The sequence below is a fragment of the Stappia sp. BW2 genome (assembly GCF_008107695.1).
GTDB lineage: Bacteria > Pseudomonadota > Alphaproteobacteria > Rhizobiales > Stappiaceae > Roseibium.
Genome location: NZ_VIRG01000070.1, coordinates 1,104,437 through 1,120,775 on the forward strand (window position 1 = coordinate 1,104,437; position 16,339 = coordinate 1,120,775).

The window sequence follows — 16,339 nt, forward strand, 5'->3', positions numbered from 1 at the left end:
TCTGCGACTGCTGGTCAGGCGCCGTCTGCGGCTGTGGCTATGGCAGGGCGACTCAGACCGACACTGTTGGGCCGAATATCTTCTCGAATTCTGCGCGGAGAACGCTGTCGTTTTCGGCCATGGTAACAGGCAGGCCAAGATCGACGAGGCTGGTCACGCCATGTTCGGTAATGCCGCAAGGAACGATCCCGTCAAAATGATCCAGTTCCGGCTCCACGTTGAAGCTGATGCCGTGGAAGGTGACCCATTTGCGCAGCCGAATGCCGATGGCGGCGATCTTGTCCTCAACCGTTGCCCCGCGGTCCGGCCGGCGCACCCAGACGCCGACACGGTCTTCCCGGCGTTCTCCGCGGATGTGATAGTGCCAGAGCGTGCTGATGAGCCAGGCTTCAAGAGCAGACACAAAAGCACGCACATCCTGCTGACGACGCTTCAGGTCAAGCATGACATAGGCAACCCGCTGGCCGGGGCCGTGATACGTGTGTTGTCCGCCGCGCCCGGTCCGATGGACCGGAAACCGGTCGGGAGCGACCAAATCGCTGTCCTTCGCGCTGGTACCTGCAGTGTAAAGCGGGGGGTGTTCCAGCAGCCAGACCTGTTCGTCCGCTTCGCCGGCAATGATTCTCTGCACCCTTTCATCCATTTCCCGCAGGGCGGTTTCGTAATCGACCAGTTCGTCGGAAATCCGCCATTCGACCGGCCGGGAGCCGGAAACTGGCAGAAAACTTAGGGAAAGGGCGTCTCTATCAGCGGGTGACATGTGGATGACACTTCATTGTTTTTTGAGCTGGCTTGCCATGACGTGATATGGTTAAGCGCTGGCGGGTCAGTAGCCCTATTTAAGGATCAAGGCGTCCGATGACTACCTTCGATGAAATCAAAGTCGATATTTCCGTCGTTCTCGGCGAAAACGAGATGCCTGTCCACCAGTTGCTGCGCATGGGCCGTGGCGCCGTGATCGACCTGGATGTGTCTGAAGACGACGACGTAAAGATCTATGCCAACAACACCCTTGTCGCCAAAGGGCAGGTGGTTCTTCTGGGGGAACGGATCGGCATTTCGATCACGGAAGTTCTGATGCGTCCGCCGGACATCCGTCCCATGCGCACCGATGGCCCTCTTTGAGCGGCTAAAGCATTTCTGCATAAGAAAAATCGCGTGCCTGTGAATTATTGCAAAAAGGCCTCTTGCGCCCCTAAATTCCTTTTGCTACATGGAGCGCCTCGACGCTGACAGGCGCCGGGAACAATCGAATATGCGGTCGTGGCGGAATTGGTAGACGCGCAGCGTTGAGGTCGCTGTGGGGTAAAACCCGTGGAAGTTCGAGTCTTCTCGACCGCACCATATTCGAAGCATTCCTACCGATGCTTCCTCAAAAGGCTGCCCCTCAGGGCGGCCTTTTTGCTTTTGAGCCCTTGCCTGCAAAATACCTGATTGCTCTGGGAAAATTCAGATATCGACTTTTGGGGCTTGGTGCGATGTGCTTTTCTGCACGAAACAGGCCTCAGGGGTCCGCCGGCAAAAAAATGGCTGGCACATCCACGCGAAATCGAAGGAAGCCGCCGTGTCCAAGTTCCGTTCCATTTTCAGCCTTGCCAGTGCCGCCTTGCTGTCTTCGATTGCCCTGTCCGTTTCGGTCCAGGCACAGGATCAGCAGGGGGAGGCAATGGTCCCGGCTGGCGCGATTGCCGGAGTGGTGACGTCTCCCGTCGACGGTGACATCAATCGCTTCCGTGCAGTCCTCGTCGAGACGGAGGAGGGCGGGGATCTCTACGTCTTCGCCGACGCCGGAGAGGGCTGGAAACAAGTTGCCCATGCAAAGGACATGGTTTGGCGCGGTGCCATGTATGGTCAGGAAGCATGGATGGAGGCGACAGAACACGGGTCACTGAAAATCTATTCGGAGAATTCGGTTGTCGGACGCAACCGGTGGGAACAGGTCCTGACCATCGCGTATCGCAAAGGTGTCTTTCAGGTCGCTGGTTACACTTATTCCTACTACGATACGATAGACCCCGATGCCAACGGGCAATGCGACGTCAACCTTCTGACGGGAAAGGGGGTTCTGAATGACAAGACCTTCAAGACGTCTCTGAAGGCCATGCCGGTCCAGGACTGGACGATGGAAACAAAACCGCCGGAGTGCGAGGTGGAATGATCCGGACGTCGTGGTGGGAGCCAGCAGCCACCGTGATCGTGATGCCGGTTTCGCCTTTGTCTAGAGGGGGGCTTGTGGCTGCCGGTTTCCGGGTGTGGGAGAAAATGGAGGTTACGGTATGACCGTTACCCCTGTGCCGAAGGGCTCAGTGCCCATGGTTGGGACCTGCTGTCACCATTCGTCGGTACGCTTTTGGGGCGCGTTGACGTTGCCCTCTGTGTTCGCGTTGTTTGACGCGCCTTTGTCGAGGGAATGTTCCGCCGATGCATAAGACCCTGAGGCAAAGCACCGGCTGCTGGTCACGGGCACGCTTGTGCCGGGCTGGTCTCATTGCACTGACCCTTGCCTGCCTGCCGGCTGCCGCGCTGGCGCAGTCGCTTTTGGTCAATCCGGCGGTTAATCCGGGACGGTTCGGCGCGATGACATGCCAGCAGCTTTGGTATGTCGAACAGGAAGTGCTGGCAGCAGGTCGGGTGTGCCTTGCCAGCGAGCGGGCCCGCCGGGCCTTCCGCCGTGCGGAGCGGTGTATTTCCGACGACGAGGCGATACTTCCGCAAGATACGCGTGATTATCTTGACCACTTGCGAAGCGTCGCCAAAGACAAGGGCTGTGATGGCCCCAATCTGCGCTGAGGGACTTTGTGGCCCGTGAGCTGACACACTGAGCAATTTCGCCTTGCCAGGTTAAGTCTGTGGACCGGTTTCGTTTTTCCGGTGGCGCTTTGCTACGGCAAACGCTAGATCTTGTGATGAGTGTCCGGTGCGTTTTACCGGCAGTTTCTGCGCGTTGTGAGGGGAGGCGCTTGATGAGTGAAGCATCTGAGCTTGATGTTGCCACCTCTCCCGTTACGGAGATTCCGGTACGCGACGAGGACGAGCATCTCAATCGCGATTTCATTGCGGCCGTTGAAGCGGCGATCGAGGCTGGCGATCAGGAAGCCCTGAGGCACCTTGCCGCCGATCTTCACGAAGCGGACACGGGCGACCTCCTCGAGACACTGCAAGCCGAGGACCGGGCGTCTTTCATTCGGCTTCTGGGCGAAGATTTCGACTATACCGCCCTGACCGAGATCGATGAGGCGGTGCGTCTGCAGGTTCTGGAAGACCTGCCGATGGAGGTTATCGCCGAAGGCCTGGGCGACCTCGATTCGGATGATGCGGTCTACATTCTGGAAGACCTCAATGAGGACGACCAGGCCGCCATTCTGGGTGAACTGCCGTACGCGGACAGGGCGCAGCTGCAGAAGGCCCTGGACTATCCGGAAGAAAGCGCCGGCCGGCGCATGCAGACCGAGTTTATCGCGGTGGCCCCCTTCTGGACCATAGGCCAGACCATCGACTACATGCGTGAGGCGCGTGACCTTCCCGACAGTTTTTACGAAATCTATGTGGTCGATCCGACCTTCAAGCTGCTGGGATCGGTGCATCTGGACAAGATCCTGCGGACCAAGCGGGACGAGAAGGTCACTTCCATCATGGAAGAGACCCGACAGGCGGTGCTTGCAACGGAAGATCAGGAAGAGGTTGCCCGCCGGTTCGAGCGCTACAACCTTGTTTCGTCCGCTGTGGTCGATGAGAACGACCGTCTGGTCGGTGTTCTGACCGTCGATGACATCGTTGACGTCATCCAGGAAGAAGCGGAAGAAGACTTGCGCGCCCTTGCCGGTGTCGGTGACGAAGAGATCTCCGATAACGTCATGACCATCGCCCGCTCGCGCCTGACATGGCTGGTGGTCAACCTTTTCACCGCCGTGCTTGCTTCTGTAGTGATTGCATTTTTCGAGGACACGATCGAGGCCATGGTGGCGCTTGCGGTGTTGATGCCGATCGTCGCTTCCATGGGTGGCAATGCCGGCACGCAGACCATGACAGTGGCCGTGCGTGGTATCGCGACGCAGGAACTGGGGGCACGCAACCTTTTGCGCATTCTCAACCGCGAAATCATGGTGAGTGTCTTCAACGGCGTAGCCCTGGCAATCCTCATCGGCGTGACCGCCTGGCTGTGGTTTGGCAATCCCGGGCTCGGCGTGGTGATTGGCGGTGCAATCGTGATCAATCTTCTGTTCGCGGGGCTTTCCGGCCTGCTTATCCCAATCGCGCTCGACAAGTTGAACGTTGATCCGGCAATCGCCTCCAGCGTCTTCGTGACGACCGTGACTGATGTGGTCGGGTTCTTCGCTTTTCTCGGCATCGCGGCGCTTTGGTTCGGCCTGCCGTTTTAAACGCTCTTGTGAAATCGCGACCTTATCGCCCTAGCGCTTCTTGCCTGGCGAGCTTGGGATGAGGACATTCCTGAACCAAGGCTGCCTCCGATCGAACATTTTTATCGTCGAGTTCGACAAACACGGCGCCGTGGAAGGGGCAGTGTTCTTTTGGGAAACGGTGCCGTCGACACAGACCCGGAGGCAACCGGATTTTTCAAAGAAGGAAGCGTGTCTTGCTCCCATCCGGTTTGCCGTAGACCATACGTTTTGAGCGAATGTTCACAAGCTGCGAGCCACTTTTTGAAACCTGTCCGGATGCAAACACCGGACAGAAATAGAGCAACTGCCCGTGTTGCAAACGCCGACCGAAAAACACGCGTGGGTGCAATTCAGAAAATCAGGCAAATCTCCTGGTCATAGCCAAAGGAGACGGGTTCGAGATATTTGCTGGAGACAGCGACATCCTGGATCCAGTCTTGTAGCAACTCATCTCACCCGGCACATACTTCCAGACGCTACTCTAGGCCTGCTCCACGCAAATTGTCGCGCAGGCGCATGACCTTTTGCTGAAGATCCATAACCTCTTCCAGCTGCAGGCCCGTGGACGACAGAATGCAGGAGCCGAAATGCTCCGTCTTCTTCTGAAGAGCGCGGCCCTTGCGGGTCAGTTTCAGGATTACCTGGCGTTCGTCCTTGATATTGCGCGTACGCGTGACCAGCCCCATCGCCTCAAGCCGCTTCAGGAGCGGTGTCAGCGTGTTGGTGTCGAGCTGCAGTTTGGACGTGATTGCACCGACCGGAATGTTGTTTGTTTCCCAGAGCACGCTCATGGCCAGGAACTGCGGGTAGGTGAGGCCGACGTCCTTGAGCAAGGCCTTGTAGACGCCGTGCATCGCATGGTTGGCGGAATAAAGCGCAAAGCACAGGAAGCGGTCGAGCGTCGGTTCGTCTTCCGGGGCGTGCGGGCTGTCGTCATCCAGGCTTTTTTCCCCTGAGATGGAGGCAGGCTGCTCGGTGCCGGTGTCTTCCGCAGCTACGCCTTCCAGCACATCGTCCGGATTATCGTTGGTATCTGACACCCCTTGGGCAATCGGCATCTCAACGACAGCAGCAACAATTTCTGCTTCGCGCGCAGCATCATCCTCAGCGCCGGAGGCTGTCTCTGCCGCAGTCTTGGGCTTGGCAGAGGCCTTTTTGCGCTGTTTTTTCTCATACTTTCCGGCTTTTGCCGGCTTGTCCTTTTTTGGTTTTTCCTTCGCTTCCTGCGAGGAAAATCCAATCGCGTCCAGCAGGGACATCTGGTCAGTGGTCTCGTTCATTTGCTCCTTATAAATCGCGCGCGATATGGTCGCAACATGTTGACGATCTGCCGGTGTGCGTATATGTGGGTAATTTATATCGTGTACGATAAAAGCTTGTACGATATGAGAATGTAAACTGACCCTACAGGTAGAGAAGGAGCCTTTAAATGGCTGTCGACGTGAAATATGAAACCAGTGCAAAGGCAACCGGTGGCCGCGATGGAACGGCGGAAACCCTGAATGGATCCCTCAAGCTCAATCTGACGACACCCAAGGAGCTCGGTGGCGCAGGCGGTGAGGGTAACAATCCGGAAGAGCTGTTCGCAATTGGCTATGCCGCCTGCTTTATCGGTGCGTTGAAATTGGTGGGCGGTCAGCACAAAGTCTCGATCCCGGCAGATACGTCAATCACCTCGACGGTTGGTATCGGTCCGCGTTCCGAGGGCGGTTTTGGTCTGGCAGTTGCACTGGAAGTGTCTATTCCGGGCGTGGACAAGACCGTGGCTGAAGACCTTGTTGCGAAGGCCCACGAGGTTTGCCCCTATTCCAACGCAACCCGAAACAATATCGACGTCAAACTGTCGGTTGCCTGATGCTGAAAGTCCGGTTCGGTCGCCCACGGCAGAACCGGACTTCTTTTCACCAGGCTCAAACTCCGGAGGGTTTCCCTTTTTTTGACCTTTCCGAAGCTGCCGAGATCGCCAGGCTCGGTGAGCTCCGCGCCAGAGGCTTAAGTCTTCCGAGATTTCTTTTCCGCCATTGACCGGTCTTGAAAACCTCCCTCATGAAGGGATGCTCAACAGGAAACCTTGCCGCGTGCCCTGCAATCCCTGTCGGTTGAGTGATAAGAAGGGCGCCTGGTTCCATACGGAGAAAAAAATATTATGCGGCCGAAGCTTGATGGCATTCTGGAAACCGCTGTTTATGTCGATGACATGCAGGCGGCGCACTCGTTTTATGCCGACATTTTGGGGTTGAAGCGCATGGTCGCAGGAGAAAGGCTCTCTGCGTATGATGCCGGACCAGCCCAGACTCTCCTTGTGTTTCATCGCGGCCATACCGGCGAAGACGTCAAAACGGCAGGCGGTGTGGTGCCGGGGCACGATACGACGGGGCACAGCCATTTCGCGTTTCGCATCAGCCCGGATCAGCTTGCGCCCTGGAGGGACTATCTGAACGAGATGCAGATAGAGATTATCAGCGAGGTCACGTGGCCAGCAGGTGGTCAAAGCCTGTATCTTAATGATCCGGACGGCAATGTGCTCGAACTGGTAACTGCGCCGCTTTGGCCAAATTATCAGTCTTAAACTTTGAGCGTTTTGCTGCAGGATGACAGTGTTTGAAGGTCATATCGGGTAGTGCAATGAATTTCTTGCAAGCAGTCCTGCGGACATTGTTCTACGTTGTCGTCGGCGGGGTGATTTCGATTGTCGGAGCTGCGTTTTTCTTCATGAACTGGGAGCCTGACCGAAACCAGTACAGCATACGCGGCATCGACATCTCGCACCATCAGGGGGATGTCGACTGGGCTCAAGTGGCAGCGGACGACGTTGACTTTGTCTATATGAAAGCCACTGAAGGCGGCGACTTCAAGGATCGCGCCTTTGCCCGCAATTGGGCCGGAGCCGGTGGTGCCGGTCTGGCACGGGGTGCGTATCATTTCTTCAGTCTGTGCAAGTCGGGCCGGGAGCAGGCTGAAAACTTCCTGTCCGTCCTGCCGCAGGACAGCGATATGCTCGCCCCGGTGGTGGATCTGGAATTCACCGGAAACTGCGCGCGCCGCCCACCGGCCGAGGAAGTGCTGCAGGAGATCAGTGATTTTGCGGCACTGGTTGAGCAGGGGCGTGGCAAACAGGTCATTCTCTACGTGCCGGAGGACTTCTATCTGGACTATCTGAAGGGCAAAGGCCTGAACCGCCGGCTCTGGACTCGGTCCATCTGGCATTCGCCCAATTATGTGTCAGACTGGACGCTCTGGCAGTACCACGACAGGGGAACGATCAAAGGCATTTCGGGGGATGTGGATCTGAATGTTCTGCATCCGGAGAAGAGCCTGGATAAACTCAAGTCCTGATCGCGCAAGCTTATGAAATATAAGCTTTAAAATTGGTGTGTTGACTTTAACGTAAAAAGGCGGAACTGTGCGCTCCAACAAGGAGCGGGCATGCAGCGTTATTTCACCATTACCCAGCTGACGCAGGAGTTCGACATAACGACCAGAACCCTGCGGTTCTATGAAGCGCAGGGTCTGGTGTCCCCCACACGCCGTGGCCGCCAACGCCTCTACACACCTGGCGACCGGACCCGCATCAAGCTGATCCTGCGCGGCAAACGCCTCGGGTTTTCCCTGAACGAAATCAAGGAAATGATCGAGATGTACGGCAGTGCGCCAGGGGAGACTGGCCAGTTGCGGCTGCTCCTCGACAGGATCGCTGCCCGCCGGGCAGAACTTCTGGAAAAACAGCGCGATATCGAATTGACGCTTGGAGAACTCGATGATGTCGAGGCGGGCGCTAAAGCGCGTATGGCCGTGCTCGACACAGGTTCGGAAAACATGTCCGACGCCGATGTGGCATCAAGGAAAGGCTGATGGATCTTTTTCCTCGTGATGACAATTGGGAACCTCGCGTGCGAGCGAGTTTTGCTGCGCAGAAATTCATGACCCATCTGGGCGCGCAGATGGTTCACGCTTCGCCTGGTGCCGTCGATCTGGAATTGACGATGCGGCCGGAGCTGACACAGCAACACGGTTTCTTTCATGCCGGCGCGACCTCATCCATTGCGGACAGCGCGGCGGGATACGCGGCATTGACCTTGTTTGCCGCCGGCTTCGGCGTGCTGACGAGCGAGTACAAGATCAACCTCCTGAACCCGGCGAGGCAACCTGTGCTTCTGGCAAGGGGACGTGTGGTCAAACCCGGCCGCACACTGACAATCGCAAAGGCGGATGTTTACGGACTGGACGATGGCATGCAGGTGCATGTCGCAACGGGCCTGTTCACGCTCATGAGCGTCTCAGGCGTTAAGGACTGACGAATGACTGATATCACCACCCGGCCACTCAAGCGGTCAGACAAGCAAGGCTGGCTCGAGCTTTGGGCCGCCTATCTTGCGTTTTACAAGCAGGACCTGGCACCGGAGGTTACCGAGAAGCTGTTTGAGCGTCTGCTTTCCGATACGGGCCACCGGGCTTTCGTAGCGCTGCAGGGCGATGAGCTGGTCGGTCTGGTTCATTACCTGTTTCACGAAAGTACCTGGGCCCTGTCGTCGACCTGCTACCTGGAAGATCTGTTTGTAAGCGAAAAACTGCGCGGCGGAGGAGCTGGCCGCAAGTTGATCGAAGCAGTCTATCAGGCCGCAACTGATGAGCCGACCGCCAGCGGCGCGGTCTACTGGCACACCCATGATCACAATACGCGCGCCCGGCAGCTTTACGACCGGATCGGCGTCTTGAGCGATTTTGTCCGATACGACAGGCCTTAAGAATTCTGGGAGGTATTCAAAATGATCCGTAACGATTTTCCGGGTTTCAATTTCGATCTCGGCGAAACTGCAGACATGCTGCGCGATACCGTTCGCTCCTACAGCCAGGACCGTATCGCGCCATTGGCGGAAAAGATCGACCGCGAAGACTGGTTCCCGCGCGAGCTCTGGCCCGAAATGGGGGAACTTGGACTTCACGGGATCACTGTTGAAGAAGAGTGGGGCGGTTCGGGGCTTGGCTATCTGGAGCACTGCATCGCCATGGAAGAGGTCAGCCGGGCCTCTGCCTCCATCGGCCTCAGTTACGGCGCTCATTCGAATCTCTGCGTCAACCAGTTGCGTCGCTGGGGGAGTGACGACCAGAAAAAACGCTATCTGAACAAGCTCGTGACCGGCGAACACCTTGGCGCATTGGCCATGTCGGAACCGGGCGCCGGGTCTGACGTCGTATCCATGAAGCTGAGGGCGGAGAAAAAGGGCGACCGCTACGTCCTCAACGGATCCAAGATGTGGATCACCAACGGCCCGTCCGCCGATACGATGATCATCTACGCCAAGACCGATCCCGAAGCCGGTCCGAAGGGCATCACGGCCTTTCTGGTCGAGAAGGGCTTTGCCGGATTTTCCGTGGCGCAGAAGCTGGACAAGCTCGGCATGCGCGGGTCCGAAACCGGTGAGCTGGTGTTCCAGGATTGTGAGGTTCCGGAAGAAAACGTCCTTGGTCAGGTTGGCAAGGGTGTCAATGTTCTGATGTCGGGTCTCGACTACGAGCGCGCCGTGCTGGCGGCAGGGGCTGTCGGCATCATGCAGGCGGCCATGGATGTGGTTATCCCATATGTTCATGAGCGCGAGCAATTCGGTCAGCCCATCGGCACGTTCCAGCTTGTGCAGGGCAAGGTCGCCGACATGTATGTCGCCATGAACGCCACCAAGTCTTACGTCTATGCGGTTGCCAAGGCCTGCGACAGGGGCGAGACAACCCGTGAAGACGCCGCGGGTGCGATCCTCTATGCAGCTGAGAACGCGACCAAGCTGGCGCTTGATGCGATCCAGCTCCTTGGCGGCAACGGCTATATCAACGAATATCCGACCGGTCGCCTGCTGCGTGACGCAAAGCTTTATGAAATCGGCGCGGGCACATCGGAGATCCGGCGGATGCTGATTGGCCGGGAGATCTTCAACAAGACGGCGTGAGCCTCGAACCCAGAGAACGGAATGAAACAGACACGGCTTCCCGACAAACCTGATGCGAAGTCTCCAGCGGGAGCCGATATCCGTTTCATCATGGATGGCCCGACAGGAAACATGATCCATTCGACCGTTCCTGTCGGCCAGACCAACCGCGCAACACGGCACAAGACGGTGCATGAATTCTGGCATGTGCTAGCCGGCAGCGGACAGATCTGGAGGTCCGACGATGCCAGCCAGGCCATTGTCGATCTGGAGGCCGGGGTCTCGATTGATATCCCGTCCGGAACGGCCTTCCAGTACCGAAACACCGGTGAGAGTGTGCTCCAGTTCATTTGTATTTCCATGCCTCCCTGGCCGGGAGATGATGAAGCCGAATTTGTCGATGGCCCCTGGAAGGCGACGGTGGGCGAAAGCTAAGACCGATCCTATTGCCGAACCGATCCGGTTTTTCCTGCGTATCGCTTTCACTACGAAAGAGGGGCAGTGAATGACGACAGTTGCAGTGATCTTCGGTGCCAGTGGCGGAATTGGTTCGGCCATGAGGACGCACCTCGAAAGCCACGGCGGATATGACAGGGTCCTCGCGCTTCATCGCAAGTCGACACCACCTCTCGATTTGCTCGATGAGGGCAAGATCCAGGCGTGTGCCGAAGAGGTTCGGAAGGCTGGTGGTGAGCTGCGTTTGCTCTTTGATGCGACCGGTGCTCTCACGCTCGGGACAGCACGTCCTGAAAAAAGCCTGCGGGAACTTGATCCAGAGGTTCTTGCCAGGTCTTTTGCAATCAATGCCATTGGTCCGGCACTGCTCATGAAACACTTTTTGCCGCTGCTGCCAAAAGAAGGGCGAAGTGTCTTTGCAACCCTTTCGGCCCGGGTCGGTTCGATCGGGGATAACGGACTGGGCGGATGGTATGCTTACCGGGCCGCGAAAGCCGCGCTTAATCAATTGGTCCGTACGGCGTCGATTGAGGTGGCACGAAAAAATCCTGAAGCGATCTGTGTTGCGCTTCATCCCGGTACGGTGAGAACGCCCTTGACCGAGAGTTTTACCAAGACCGGGCTCGACGTTCAGGAGCCGGTAGTTGCAGCCGAGCGTCTTGTCGACGTTTTGACCAGTCTCAAGCCCGCCGATACCGGTGGATTTTTCGATCAGCGCGGCAAGCCCATTCCCTGGTAGGCATAAGTCAGGGGGCGATGTTGGGCGCTTTGCGAGTGCCAGCCGATGTTCGTTAGCCAACACAGAGCTTGAGCGAAGATTGAAAAGACAAAACGCCATACATTGAGCGGCGTTTTGCTTTCGTGTAACGGACCCTTTCACCGGGATTGCTGTCCCTGTTCTTTCCGTGCAACCTTGAAATCGGAAGGAGTGGATATGACAAATAACGATCCCGTCCACATTCAACTTGCAACACCTGCGCGCTGGGCCGATCTGGTGGATCTTTTCGGCCCGGAACGGGGGGCGTCTGGTGGTTGCTGGTGTATGTGGCCTTTCCTGAGGGGGAAGGACTGGAATGCGATGACCCGTGAGGAACGGCGCGATGCGTTTCAGCAGAAGGTGGATGCTGGTCCGGCTCCCGGGCTTCTGGCGTATCGCGGCGGTCTTGCTGTCGGTTGGATGGCTCTCGGTCCGCGCGGACAGTATCAACGCTTCCAGCTTGGTAAAAACAGCCAGCCACTAGCGGAAGATGGCGAGGAGGCGATGGAGACAACATATGCGGTCACCTGTTTCTATATCCGCAAAGGGCACCGCGGAACCGGTTTGATGTCCCTCTTGCTAGAGGCAGGGATTACCCATGCGCGATCCCAAGGGGCTCGTCAGCTGGATGCCTGTCCCATGGAAACGGACAAACCTCTTCAATGGGGCGAGGGCTTCGTAGGCATTGTAGACGTCTTCCAGCGCGCCGGTTTCATCGAAGTCGCCCGCCGGAGCCCCAAGCGGCCACTCATGCGCAAGACACTATGAACGGAACTTCCAGATGACCGGCGAAACTGACCTTGCCACCTTGATATCGCAGATGCGTCCGATGCTGGATCCGCAGCCTTATGTGTTCTGCACATTCGCATCGAAATCGATGACGGATCTCGCGGAGTACGAACCTATTGGCCTTTTCGCGGAAAGCGAAGGCCTGACGGCCATTCTGCCGGTTGAGCGAGCGCGTGAACTGGGGTTGGCAGAGGCGGAGTGGTTCCGGCGTATAACGCTGACAGTGCATTCCTCCCTGGCGGCCGTCGGACTGACAGCATCGATTTCCGCTGCTCTGACCGCCGAAGGAATTTCGGCAAATGTGGTTGCAGCCTTTTTTCACGATCATGTTTTTGTACCCGCAGAACGCGCCGAGGACGCTCTGGCAGCACTGCGCAAACTTGCCGGAGACAGCTGATCCCCGGTTGTCCAGCTGGACCGGACTTTCGCGAAGATAGTGAATTCGGTGGATTCTCCCTTGCAATTTACGGTTTGCCTTCCCATTCCTAAACGGGAGCAAGCGGGGTAAGAGCATGCAACGGGTGAAGCGGCGTCTGGCGGCAGTTATGTGCGCGGACGTTGCGCAATATTCCAAGCTCATGGAGCGGGATGAAGACGGAACTCTGGATCGGCTCAAAGCCTACCGGTTGGTGATGTCCGCGCTGACAGAACGTCATAACGGGCGCATCGTGAACACCTGGGGTGATGCAGTCATCATCGAGTTCGCATCGGTGACAGAAGCCGTGCAATGTGCTGTTGATATCCAGAACGAGCTTTCGGTTCGCAACGCGGACCTGCCGGACATGACCCGCATGGAGTTTCGCATCGGCATAAATCTCGGCGACATCATGGTCGAAGGCGATGACATCTATGGCGACGGCGTGAATGTTGCCGCCCGATTGCAGGAAATCGCGCCGCGGGGCGGCATCATGTTGTCTCAGTCGGTCTATGATCAGGTGAAATCAAAAATGGCGCTGGGCTTCGATCCGCTTGGCCCACAGCACGTCAAGAATGTTACCGACCCTGTTGAAACCTACTCGGTGCGCATCGGGGGGCGTAATTCGCCCGATGAAACCAGTGCCAGACAGGAGACGCCCCACACCGGTGCGCACCAGGACGGTGTTTCAGGGCCCGAATGGGAACGGGATACCCAGGCAGTCGCCTCGGGTTTCGAACAGGCGCGCCGCTGGTTGAGGGCTCAGCCGAAACGCGTACGCGGCTGCTTGTTCATGATCAGCTTCTTTTTCCTGCTCAATGTTCTGACGTCAGGCTTGTCCACCTTGTGGTTTATCTGGCCTTCGTTGCCGTTTGTCGTCATGCTGTTCTGGCAACTTGTTATTGGCCGTGAGGAAAAACGTCTTGGCGGGACGACAGGAACGGGCGATTGAGGACGTGAGGCCGTGCCTGTTGCCGATCTGATAACTCTTTTCACGCTAATCAGGGTCTGATGATTTGCGAGTGCAACTGACTTCGCTTACACATGGACCAACGCAGGGCGATGGAACCTTCCGTCAGCCCATCGAAACTGCCGGCCCGGCCGGCCCAACAGCAAAGGGAGCTTAATCCTGCGCATGAAAAACTATTCGACCACGGTGCCTGCACGCCTCGACGATGAAGACGAGGACAAACCCAAGAGCCAGCCGTCGATCCAGGTCGACAAGCATCTGTTCGAAGCGCGCACAGTTCTGATCACCGGTCCGGTGACACAGGACATGGCGCGCGACGTTTGCGCCCGGCTTCTGGCGCTGGCGCAGGTTTCCAACGACCCGATCACGGTCATCGTTTCGTCCCCGGGCGGTCATGTCGAATCCGGCGACATGATTCACGACACCATCAAGTTCGTCGCTCCTGAGGTCCGTATCCTCGGAATGGGCTGGGTCGCCAGCGCTGGTGCGTTGATTTACGTGTCGGTTCCGAAGGACAAGCGTTTCTGCACGCCGAACACGCGCTTCCTGCTTCACCAACCGTCCGGTGGCGCTGGTGGCATGGCGACGGATATCGAAATCCAGGCCAAGGAAATCATCAAGATGCGTGATCGTCTGAACAAGATTTTTTCAGACGCGACCGGTCAACCGATCGAGCGGATCGAAAAGGATACCGACCGCGACTACTGGATGAGCCCGGAAGAAGGGATCGACTACGGACTGGTTGGCAAGGTCGTCACCAGCGTCGACGAACTGGGTTGACCTCCAAGCGTCTTCACGAAGAAACAGAAACGCCGGCTTTGCCGGCGTTTTTTTTTCTGAGAACGGTCAGATGCAGACCGCTTCGGCTTGAACGGCGTAAACCCTTGCCCGAGGAACCGGTTTGCGGGCGAGCACATGCGGGCGAAGCCGATCCATGAGGTCCCGCAGGTCTGCCTCGTCTTCGGTAGCCGGAGCGCCGTTGAAGATGACTGCGACCAAATGGTCGACGAATCGCTCATAGATGTTGTTGCAGGTGCAGATCGGTGCGAGCAGATCTCTGACAGGCTTTCCGTCGTAGATGGGAGCACCTCCTGCAAGAAAGACCAGGAACTCGGTCAGATCGTCCGAGTGTTCGAATTCCGGCAGAAAGCTGGCAACGTCGAAGCAGGGATCCTGTTCCAGTCGTGCCTTCAGGTGCGGCATTGCCTGTATGATCGCTTCGCGACCGCCGAGTTTCATATAGAGTGTCATCTGGTAAACCCTCATTTGAGCCTTCGATACGATGACAACAATGTAAGTCGTTAGGCGTGCCAGCCGTGTGACTCTGATCACGGATAAAACCTTTGTCAAAATAACCAGTGCCTTCCGATGGCCAAGGTCCGCCGCAAATTCACTCTTTTCGCTGGACAGAGAGCCAAGAAGGACCGTTCGGAGCACCGGCGCAGGCCGAAAAGTGAGCTGTCTCACCTTGTCACGGTCAAGTGACGATAGGGCATTGGTCTCGGATTCCGTATAAGGCGCTCAAAGCGGATGGATATTGCGGTGAGTCGCAGTGGTCACTCGCAGTGATCCATGCGATTTCCCGACCGGCTGAGGCTGAGGGCAACAGGTTTCTTCATAAAAAACAGTGATTTAGTTATGAGGTCCCATCGGGATTTCTGCAAAACGGCGAAGAGCATATGCATCTTTGATCCACTTGGCGGGGACAGACCGACCTGGGAGATGCAGAAGGCATGGCCGTAGTGGGCAGAACGGTTGTATTGCTTGTCACGGGCAGGGGCCGTAACGACTCGGGTATTTCAAATGTATGTTTTCCTTTCCAAGATCGGCGGCTTTCTGATTCTGCCATCTAACTTTCTTGTTGTTCTGATCGCTGTCGGTCTGTTGCTCAGTCTGTCGGCCAAGTGGCGCAGAGGAGGCCGGCTTTTGACCTTTGCCGGGTTTGCCGGTCTTGTGATCTGCGCTTTCTCGCCGGCGGCAAACTGGTTGATTGTGCCGCTTGAGGACCGTTTTCAACGGCCTGCCACGCTGGAGAACTATGACGGCATCATCATCTTGGGTGGTGCAGTGGACACTGTCGTCACCGGTGTCAGGGGCGATACAGCTCTGACGATGTCCGCGGAAAGGGTTACCATCGCCGCACGTCTTGCCAAAGCGCTGCCGGAAGCAAAAATCATCCATACCGGAGGGCAGGGCATGATTGTGTCGTCGCAGGCAACGGAGGCGGAAGGCGCGGCAAGACTGTTTCGGGACTTCGGCATTTCGTCTGATCGAGTCATTCTGGAAGATCAGTCCCAGAACACTTGGCAGAACGCGGTCTACGCCAAGAAGATCGTGCAGCCGCAACCCGGCCAGCGCTGGTTGCTCGTCACGTCGGCGTATCACATGCCGCGTTCAATGGGCGTTTTCGAAAAAGCCGGCTGGACGGGCGTGACAGCTTATCCGGTTGATTTCCGTACCCGGGGACCGCAGGACAGGATGCTGGGCTTTGACGGGGCCTCCAAGGGCCTGAGGCGCTTCGATATCGCCTTCCGGGAGTGGGTTGGCCTCGCCGTCTACAAACTGCTTGGGCGGAGCACTGAATTCTTCCCTGGACCCTGAGCCTGCAAAACACTTTCGGTTGGCGCTGACTTT

21 protein-coding genes and 1 tRNA gene are annotated in these 16,339 nt (G+C 57.2%); 19 read left to right on the top strand and 3 right to left on the bottom strand.

All coding sequences use genetic code 11. The features are described 5' to 3' along the window. Positions 1-52: 52 nt before the first annotated feature. Complete coding sequence (lipB, locus tag FMN63_RS24090; RefSeq protein WP_148586646.1) at positions 53-760, bottom strand: lipoyl(octanoyl) transferase LipB; 708 nt, start codon at positions 758-760, stop codon at positions 53-55. Between the two features lie 98 nt (positions 761-858). Here lipB and FMN63_RS24095 point away from each other — a divergent pair, with 98 nt between their 5' ends. The 5 genes from FMN63_RS24095 (at position 859) to mgtE (ending at position 4,379) form a co-directional block, all read left to right on the top strand. Then, positions 859-1,125: a FliM/FliN family flagellar motor switch protein gene (locus FMN63_RS24095; RefSeq protein ID WP_148586647.1), complete on the top strand. Its 267-nt coding sequence runs from the start codon at positions 859-861 to the stop codon at positions 1,123-1,125. 132 nt (positions 1,126-1,257) lie between these two features. Next, positions 1,258-1,344: transfer RNA gene (locus tag FMN63_RS24100), tRNA-Leu, on the top strand. 220 nt (positions 1,345-1,564) lie between these two features. Beyond that, a complete protein-coding gene (locus FMN63_RS24105; protein ID WP_148586648.1) occupies positions 1,565-2,158 on the top strand; it encodes a hypothetical protein in 594 nt (197 codons plus the stop codon). A 263-nt stretch (positions 2,159-2,421) separates the two neighbouring features. After that, complete coding sequence (locus FMN63_RS24110; protein ID WP_148586649.1) at positions 2,422-2,790, top strand: hypothetical protein; 369 nt, start codon at positions 2,422-2,424, stop codon at positions 2,788-2,790. Between the two features lie 173 nt (positions 2,791-2,963). Continuing rightward, a complete protein-coding gene (gene mgtE, locus FMN63_RS24115; protein WP_148586650.1) occupies positions 2,964-4,379 on the top strand; it encodes a magnesium transporter in 1,416 nt (471 codons plus the stop codon). Positions 4,380-4,876: 497 nt separating this feature from the next. Here mgtE and FMN63_RS24120 read toward each other — a convergent pair whose 3' ends face one another. Continuing rightward, positions 4,877-5,680, bottom strand: a complete 804-nt coding sequence (locus FMN63_RS24120) for a MarR family winged helix-turn-helix transcriptional regulator (RefSeq protein ID WP_148586651.1) — start codon at positions 5,678-5,680, stop codon at positions 4,877-4,879. A gap of 149 nt (positions 5,681-5,829) precedes the next feature. Here FMN63_RS24120 and FMN63_RS24125 point away from each other — a divergent pair, with 149 nt between their 5' ends. From FMN63_RS24125 to FMN63_RS24185, 13 genes are all read left to right on the top strand, one after another. After that, positions 5,830-6,255, top strand: a complete 426-nt coding sequence (locus FMN63_RS24125) for an organic hydroperoxide resistance protein (RefSeq protein ID WP_148586652.1) — start codon at positions 5,830-5,832, stop codon at positions 6,253-6,255. A 291-nt stretch (positions 6,256-6,546) separates the two neighbouring features. Beyond that, positions 6,547-6,969 carry a VOC family protein gene (locus FMN63_RS24130; RefSeq protein WP_205514270.1) on the top strand — a complete coding sequence of 141 codons (423 nt, stop codon included), beginning with the start codon at positions 6,547-6,549 and terminating at the stop codon, positions 6,967-6,969. A gap of 56 nt (positions 6,970-7,025) precedes the next feature. Then, on the top strand, positions 7,026-7,736 hold the full coding sequence (locus FMN63_RS24135; RefSeq protein WP_148586654.1) for a glycoside hydrolase family 25 protein: 711 nt from the start codon (positions 7,026-7,028) through the stop codon (positions 7,734-7,736). A 90-nt stretch (positions 7,737-7,826) separates the two neighbouring features. Then, positions 7,827-8,252: a MerR family transcriptional regulator gene (locus tag FMN63_RS24140; RefSeq protein ID WP_148586655.1), complete on the top strand. Its 426-nt coding sequence runs from the start codon at positions 7,827-7,829 to the stop codon at positions 8,250-8,252. After that, positions 8,252-8,695 carry a PaaI family thioesterase gene (locus FMN63_RS24145; protein WP_148586656.1) on the top strand — a complete coding sequence of 148 codons (444 nt, stop codon included), beginning with the start codon at positions 8,252-8,254 and terminating at the stop codon, positions 8,693-8,695. Before FMN63_RS24140 ends, FMN63_RS24145 begins: the two co-directional genes overlap by 1 nt. Positions 8,696-8,698: 3 nt before the next feature. Continuing rightward, positions 8,699-9,145, top strand: a complete 447-nt coding sequence (locus tag FMN63_RS24150; protein WP_148586657.1) for a GNAT family N-acetyltransferase — start codon at positions 8,699-8,701, stop codon at positions 9,143-9,145. A 21-nt stretch (positions 9,146-9,166) separates the two neighbouring features. Beyond that, entirely contained in the window at positions 9,167-10,339 is a 1,173-nt protein-coding gene (locus FMN63_RS24155) for an isovaleryl-CoA dehydrogenase (protein WP_148586658.1), read from the top strand. A 21-nt stretch (positions 10,340-10,360) separates the two neighbouring features. Beyond that, complete coding sequence (locus FMN63_RS24160) at positions 10,361-10,753, top strand: cupin domain-containing protein (protein WP_148586659.1); 393 nt, start codon at positions 10,361-10,363, stop codon at positions 10,751-10,753. Positions 10,754-10,838: 85 nt separating this feature from the next. Further along, the gene (locus FMN63_RS24165; protein ID WP_353619238.1) at positions 10,839-11,513 is read left to right on the top strand and encodes an SDR family oxidoreductase; all 675 of its coding nucleotides are present in this window, start codon (positions 10,839-10,841) and stop codon (positions 11,511-11,513) included. Between the two features lie 195 nt (positions 11,514-11,708). Next, positions 11,709-12,299, top strand: a complete 591-nt coding sequence (locus FMN63_RS24170) for a GNAT family N-acetyltransferase (RefSeq protein WP_148586661.1) — start codon at positions 11,709-11,711, stop codon at positions 12,297-12,299. Between the two features lie 13 nt (positions 12,300-12,312). Then, positions 12,313-12,717, top strand: coding sequence for an ACT domain-containing protein (locus FMN63_RS24175; protein ID WP_148586662.1), 405 nt, complete (start codon positions 12,313-12,315; stop codon positions 12,715-12,717). 148 nt (positions 12,718-12,865) lie between these two features. Then, complete coding sequence (locus FMN63_RS24180) at positions 12,866-13,687, top strand: adenylate/guanylate cyclase domain-containing protein (RefSeq protein ID WP_286192751.1); 822 nt, start codon at positions 12,866-12,868, stop codon at positions 13,685-13,687. A gap of 183 nt (positions 13,688-13,870) precedes the next feature. Beyond that, positions 13,871-14,485 (top strand): ATP-dependent Clp protease proteolytic subunit, encoded by a 615-nt coding sequence (locus FMN63_RS24185; RefSeq protein ID WP_148586664.1) that lies wholly within the window; start codon positions 13,871-13,873, stop codon positions 14,483-14,485. 66 nt (positions 14,486-14,551) lie between these two features. On the opposite strand, the gene FMN63_RS24190 is transcribed toward FMN63_RS24185, so the two are convergent. Further along, a complete protein-coding gene (locus tag FMN63_RS24190) occupies positions 14,552-14,956 on the bottom strand; it encodes a globin domain-containing protein (protein ID WP_148586665.1) in 405 nt (134 codons plus the stop codon). A gap of 552 nt (positions 14,957-15,508) precedes the next feature. Between FMN63_RS24190 and FMN63_RS24195 the strand changes: the two genes are divergently transcribed. Then, positions 15,509-16,306, top strand: a complete 798-nt coding sequence (locus FMN63_RS24195; protein WP_148586666.1) for a YdcF family protein — start codon at positions 15,509-15,511, stop codon at positions 16,304-16,306. Positions 16,307-16,339: the final 33 nt, after the last annotated feature.

Bases quoted from the DNA above. Each gene is read 5' to 3' on its own strand.
- FMN63_RS24180 (WP_286192751.1), top strand. From the start codon at position 12,866: ATGTGCGCGGACGTTGCGCAATATTCCAAGCTCATGGAGCGGGATGAA.
- FMN63_RS24095 (WP_148586647.1), top strand. From the start codon at position 859: ATGACTACCTTCGATGAAATCAAAGTCGATATTTCCGTCGTTCTCGGC.
- FMN63_RS24145 (WP_148586656.1), top strand. From the start codon at position 8,252: ATGGATCTTTTTCCTCGTGATGACAATTGGGAACCTCGCGTGCGAGCG.
- FMN63_RS24110 (WP_148586649.1), top strand. From the start codon at position 2,422: ATGCATAAGACCCTGAGGCAAAGCACCGGCTGCTGGTCACGGGCACGC.
- mgtE (WP_148586650.1), top strand. From the start codon at position 2,964: ATGAGTGAAGCATCTGAGCTTGATGTTGCCACCTCTCCCGTTACGGAG.
- FMN63_RS24185 (WP_148586664.1), top strand. From the start codon at position 13,871: ATGAAAAACTATTCGACCACGGTGCCTGCACGCCTCGACGATGAAGAC.
- FMN63_RS24160 (WP_148586659.1), top strand. From the start codon at position 10,361: ATGAAACAGACACGGCTTCCCGACAAACCTGATGCGAAGTCTCCAGCG.
- lipB (WP_148586646.1), bottom strand. From the start codon at position 760: ATGTCACCCGCTGATAGAGACGCCCTTTCCCTAAGTTTTCTGCCAGTT.
- FMN63_RS24150 (WP_148586657.1), top strand. From the start codon at position 8,699: ATGACTGATATCACCACCCGGCCACTCAAGCGGTCAGACAAGCAAGGC.
- FMN63_RS24125 (WP_148586652.1), top strand. From the start codon at position 5,830: ATGGCTGTCGACGTGAAATATGAAACCAGTGCAAAGGCAACCGGTGGC.
- FMN63_RS24175 (WP_148586662.1), top strand. From the start codon at position 12,313: ATGACCGGCGAAACTGACCTTGCCACCTTGATATCGCAGATGCGTCCG.
- FMN63_RS24190 (WP_148586665.1), bottom strand. From the start codon at position 14,956: ATGACACTCTATATGAAACTCGGCGGTCGCGAAGCGATCATACAGGCA.
- FMN63_RS24155 (WP_148586658.1), top strand. From the start codon at position 9,167: ATGATCCGTAACGATTTTCCGGGTTTCAATTTCGATCTCGGCGAAACT.
- FMN63_RS24140 (WP_148586655.1), top strand. From the start codon at position 7,827: ATGCAGCGTTATTTCACCATTACCCAGCTGACGCAGGAGTTCGACATA.
- FMN63_RS24120 (WP_148586651.1), bottom strand. From the start codon at position 5,680: ATGAACGAGACCACTGACCAGATGTCCCTGCTGGACGCGATTGGATTT.
- FMN63_RS24135 (WP_148586654.1), top strand. From the start codon at position 7,026: ATGAATTTCTTGCAAGCAGTCCTGCGGACATTGTTCTACGTTGTCGTC.
- FMN63_RS24170 (WP_148586661.1), top strand. From the start codon at position 11,709: ATGACAAATAACGATCCCGTCCACATTCAACTTGCAACACCTGCGCGC.
- FMN63_RS24130 (WP_205514270.1), top strand. From the start codon at position 6,547: ATGCGGCCGAAGCTTGATGGCATTCTGGAAACCGCTGTTTATGTCGAT.
- FMN63_RS24195 (WP_148586666.1), top strand. From the start codon at position 15,509: ATGTATGTTTTCCTTTCCAAGATCGGCGGCTTTCTGATTCTGCCATCT.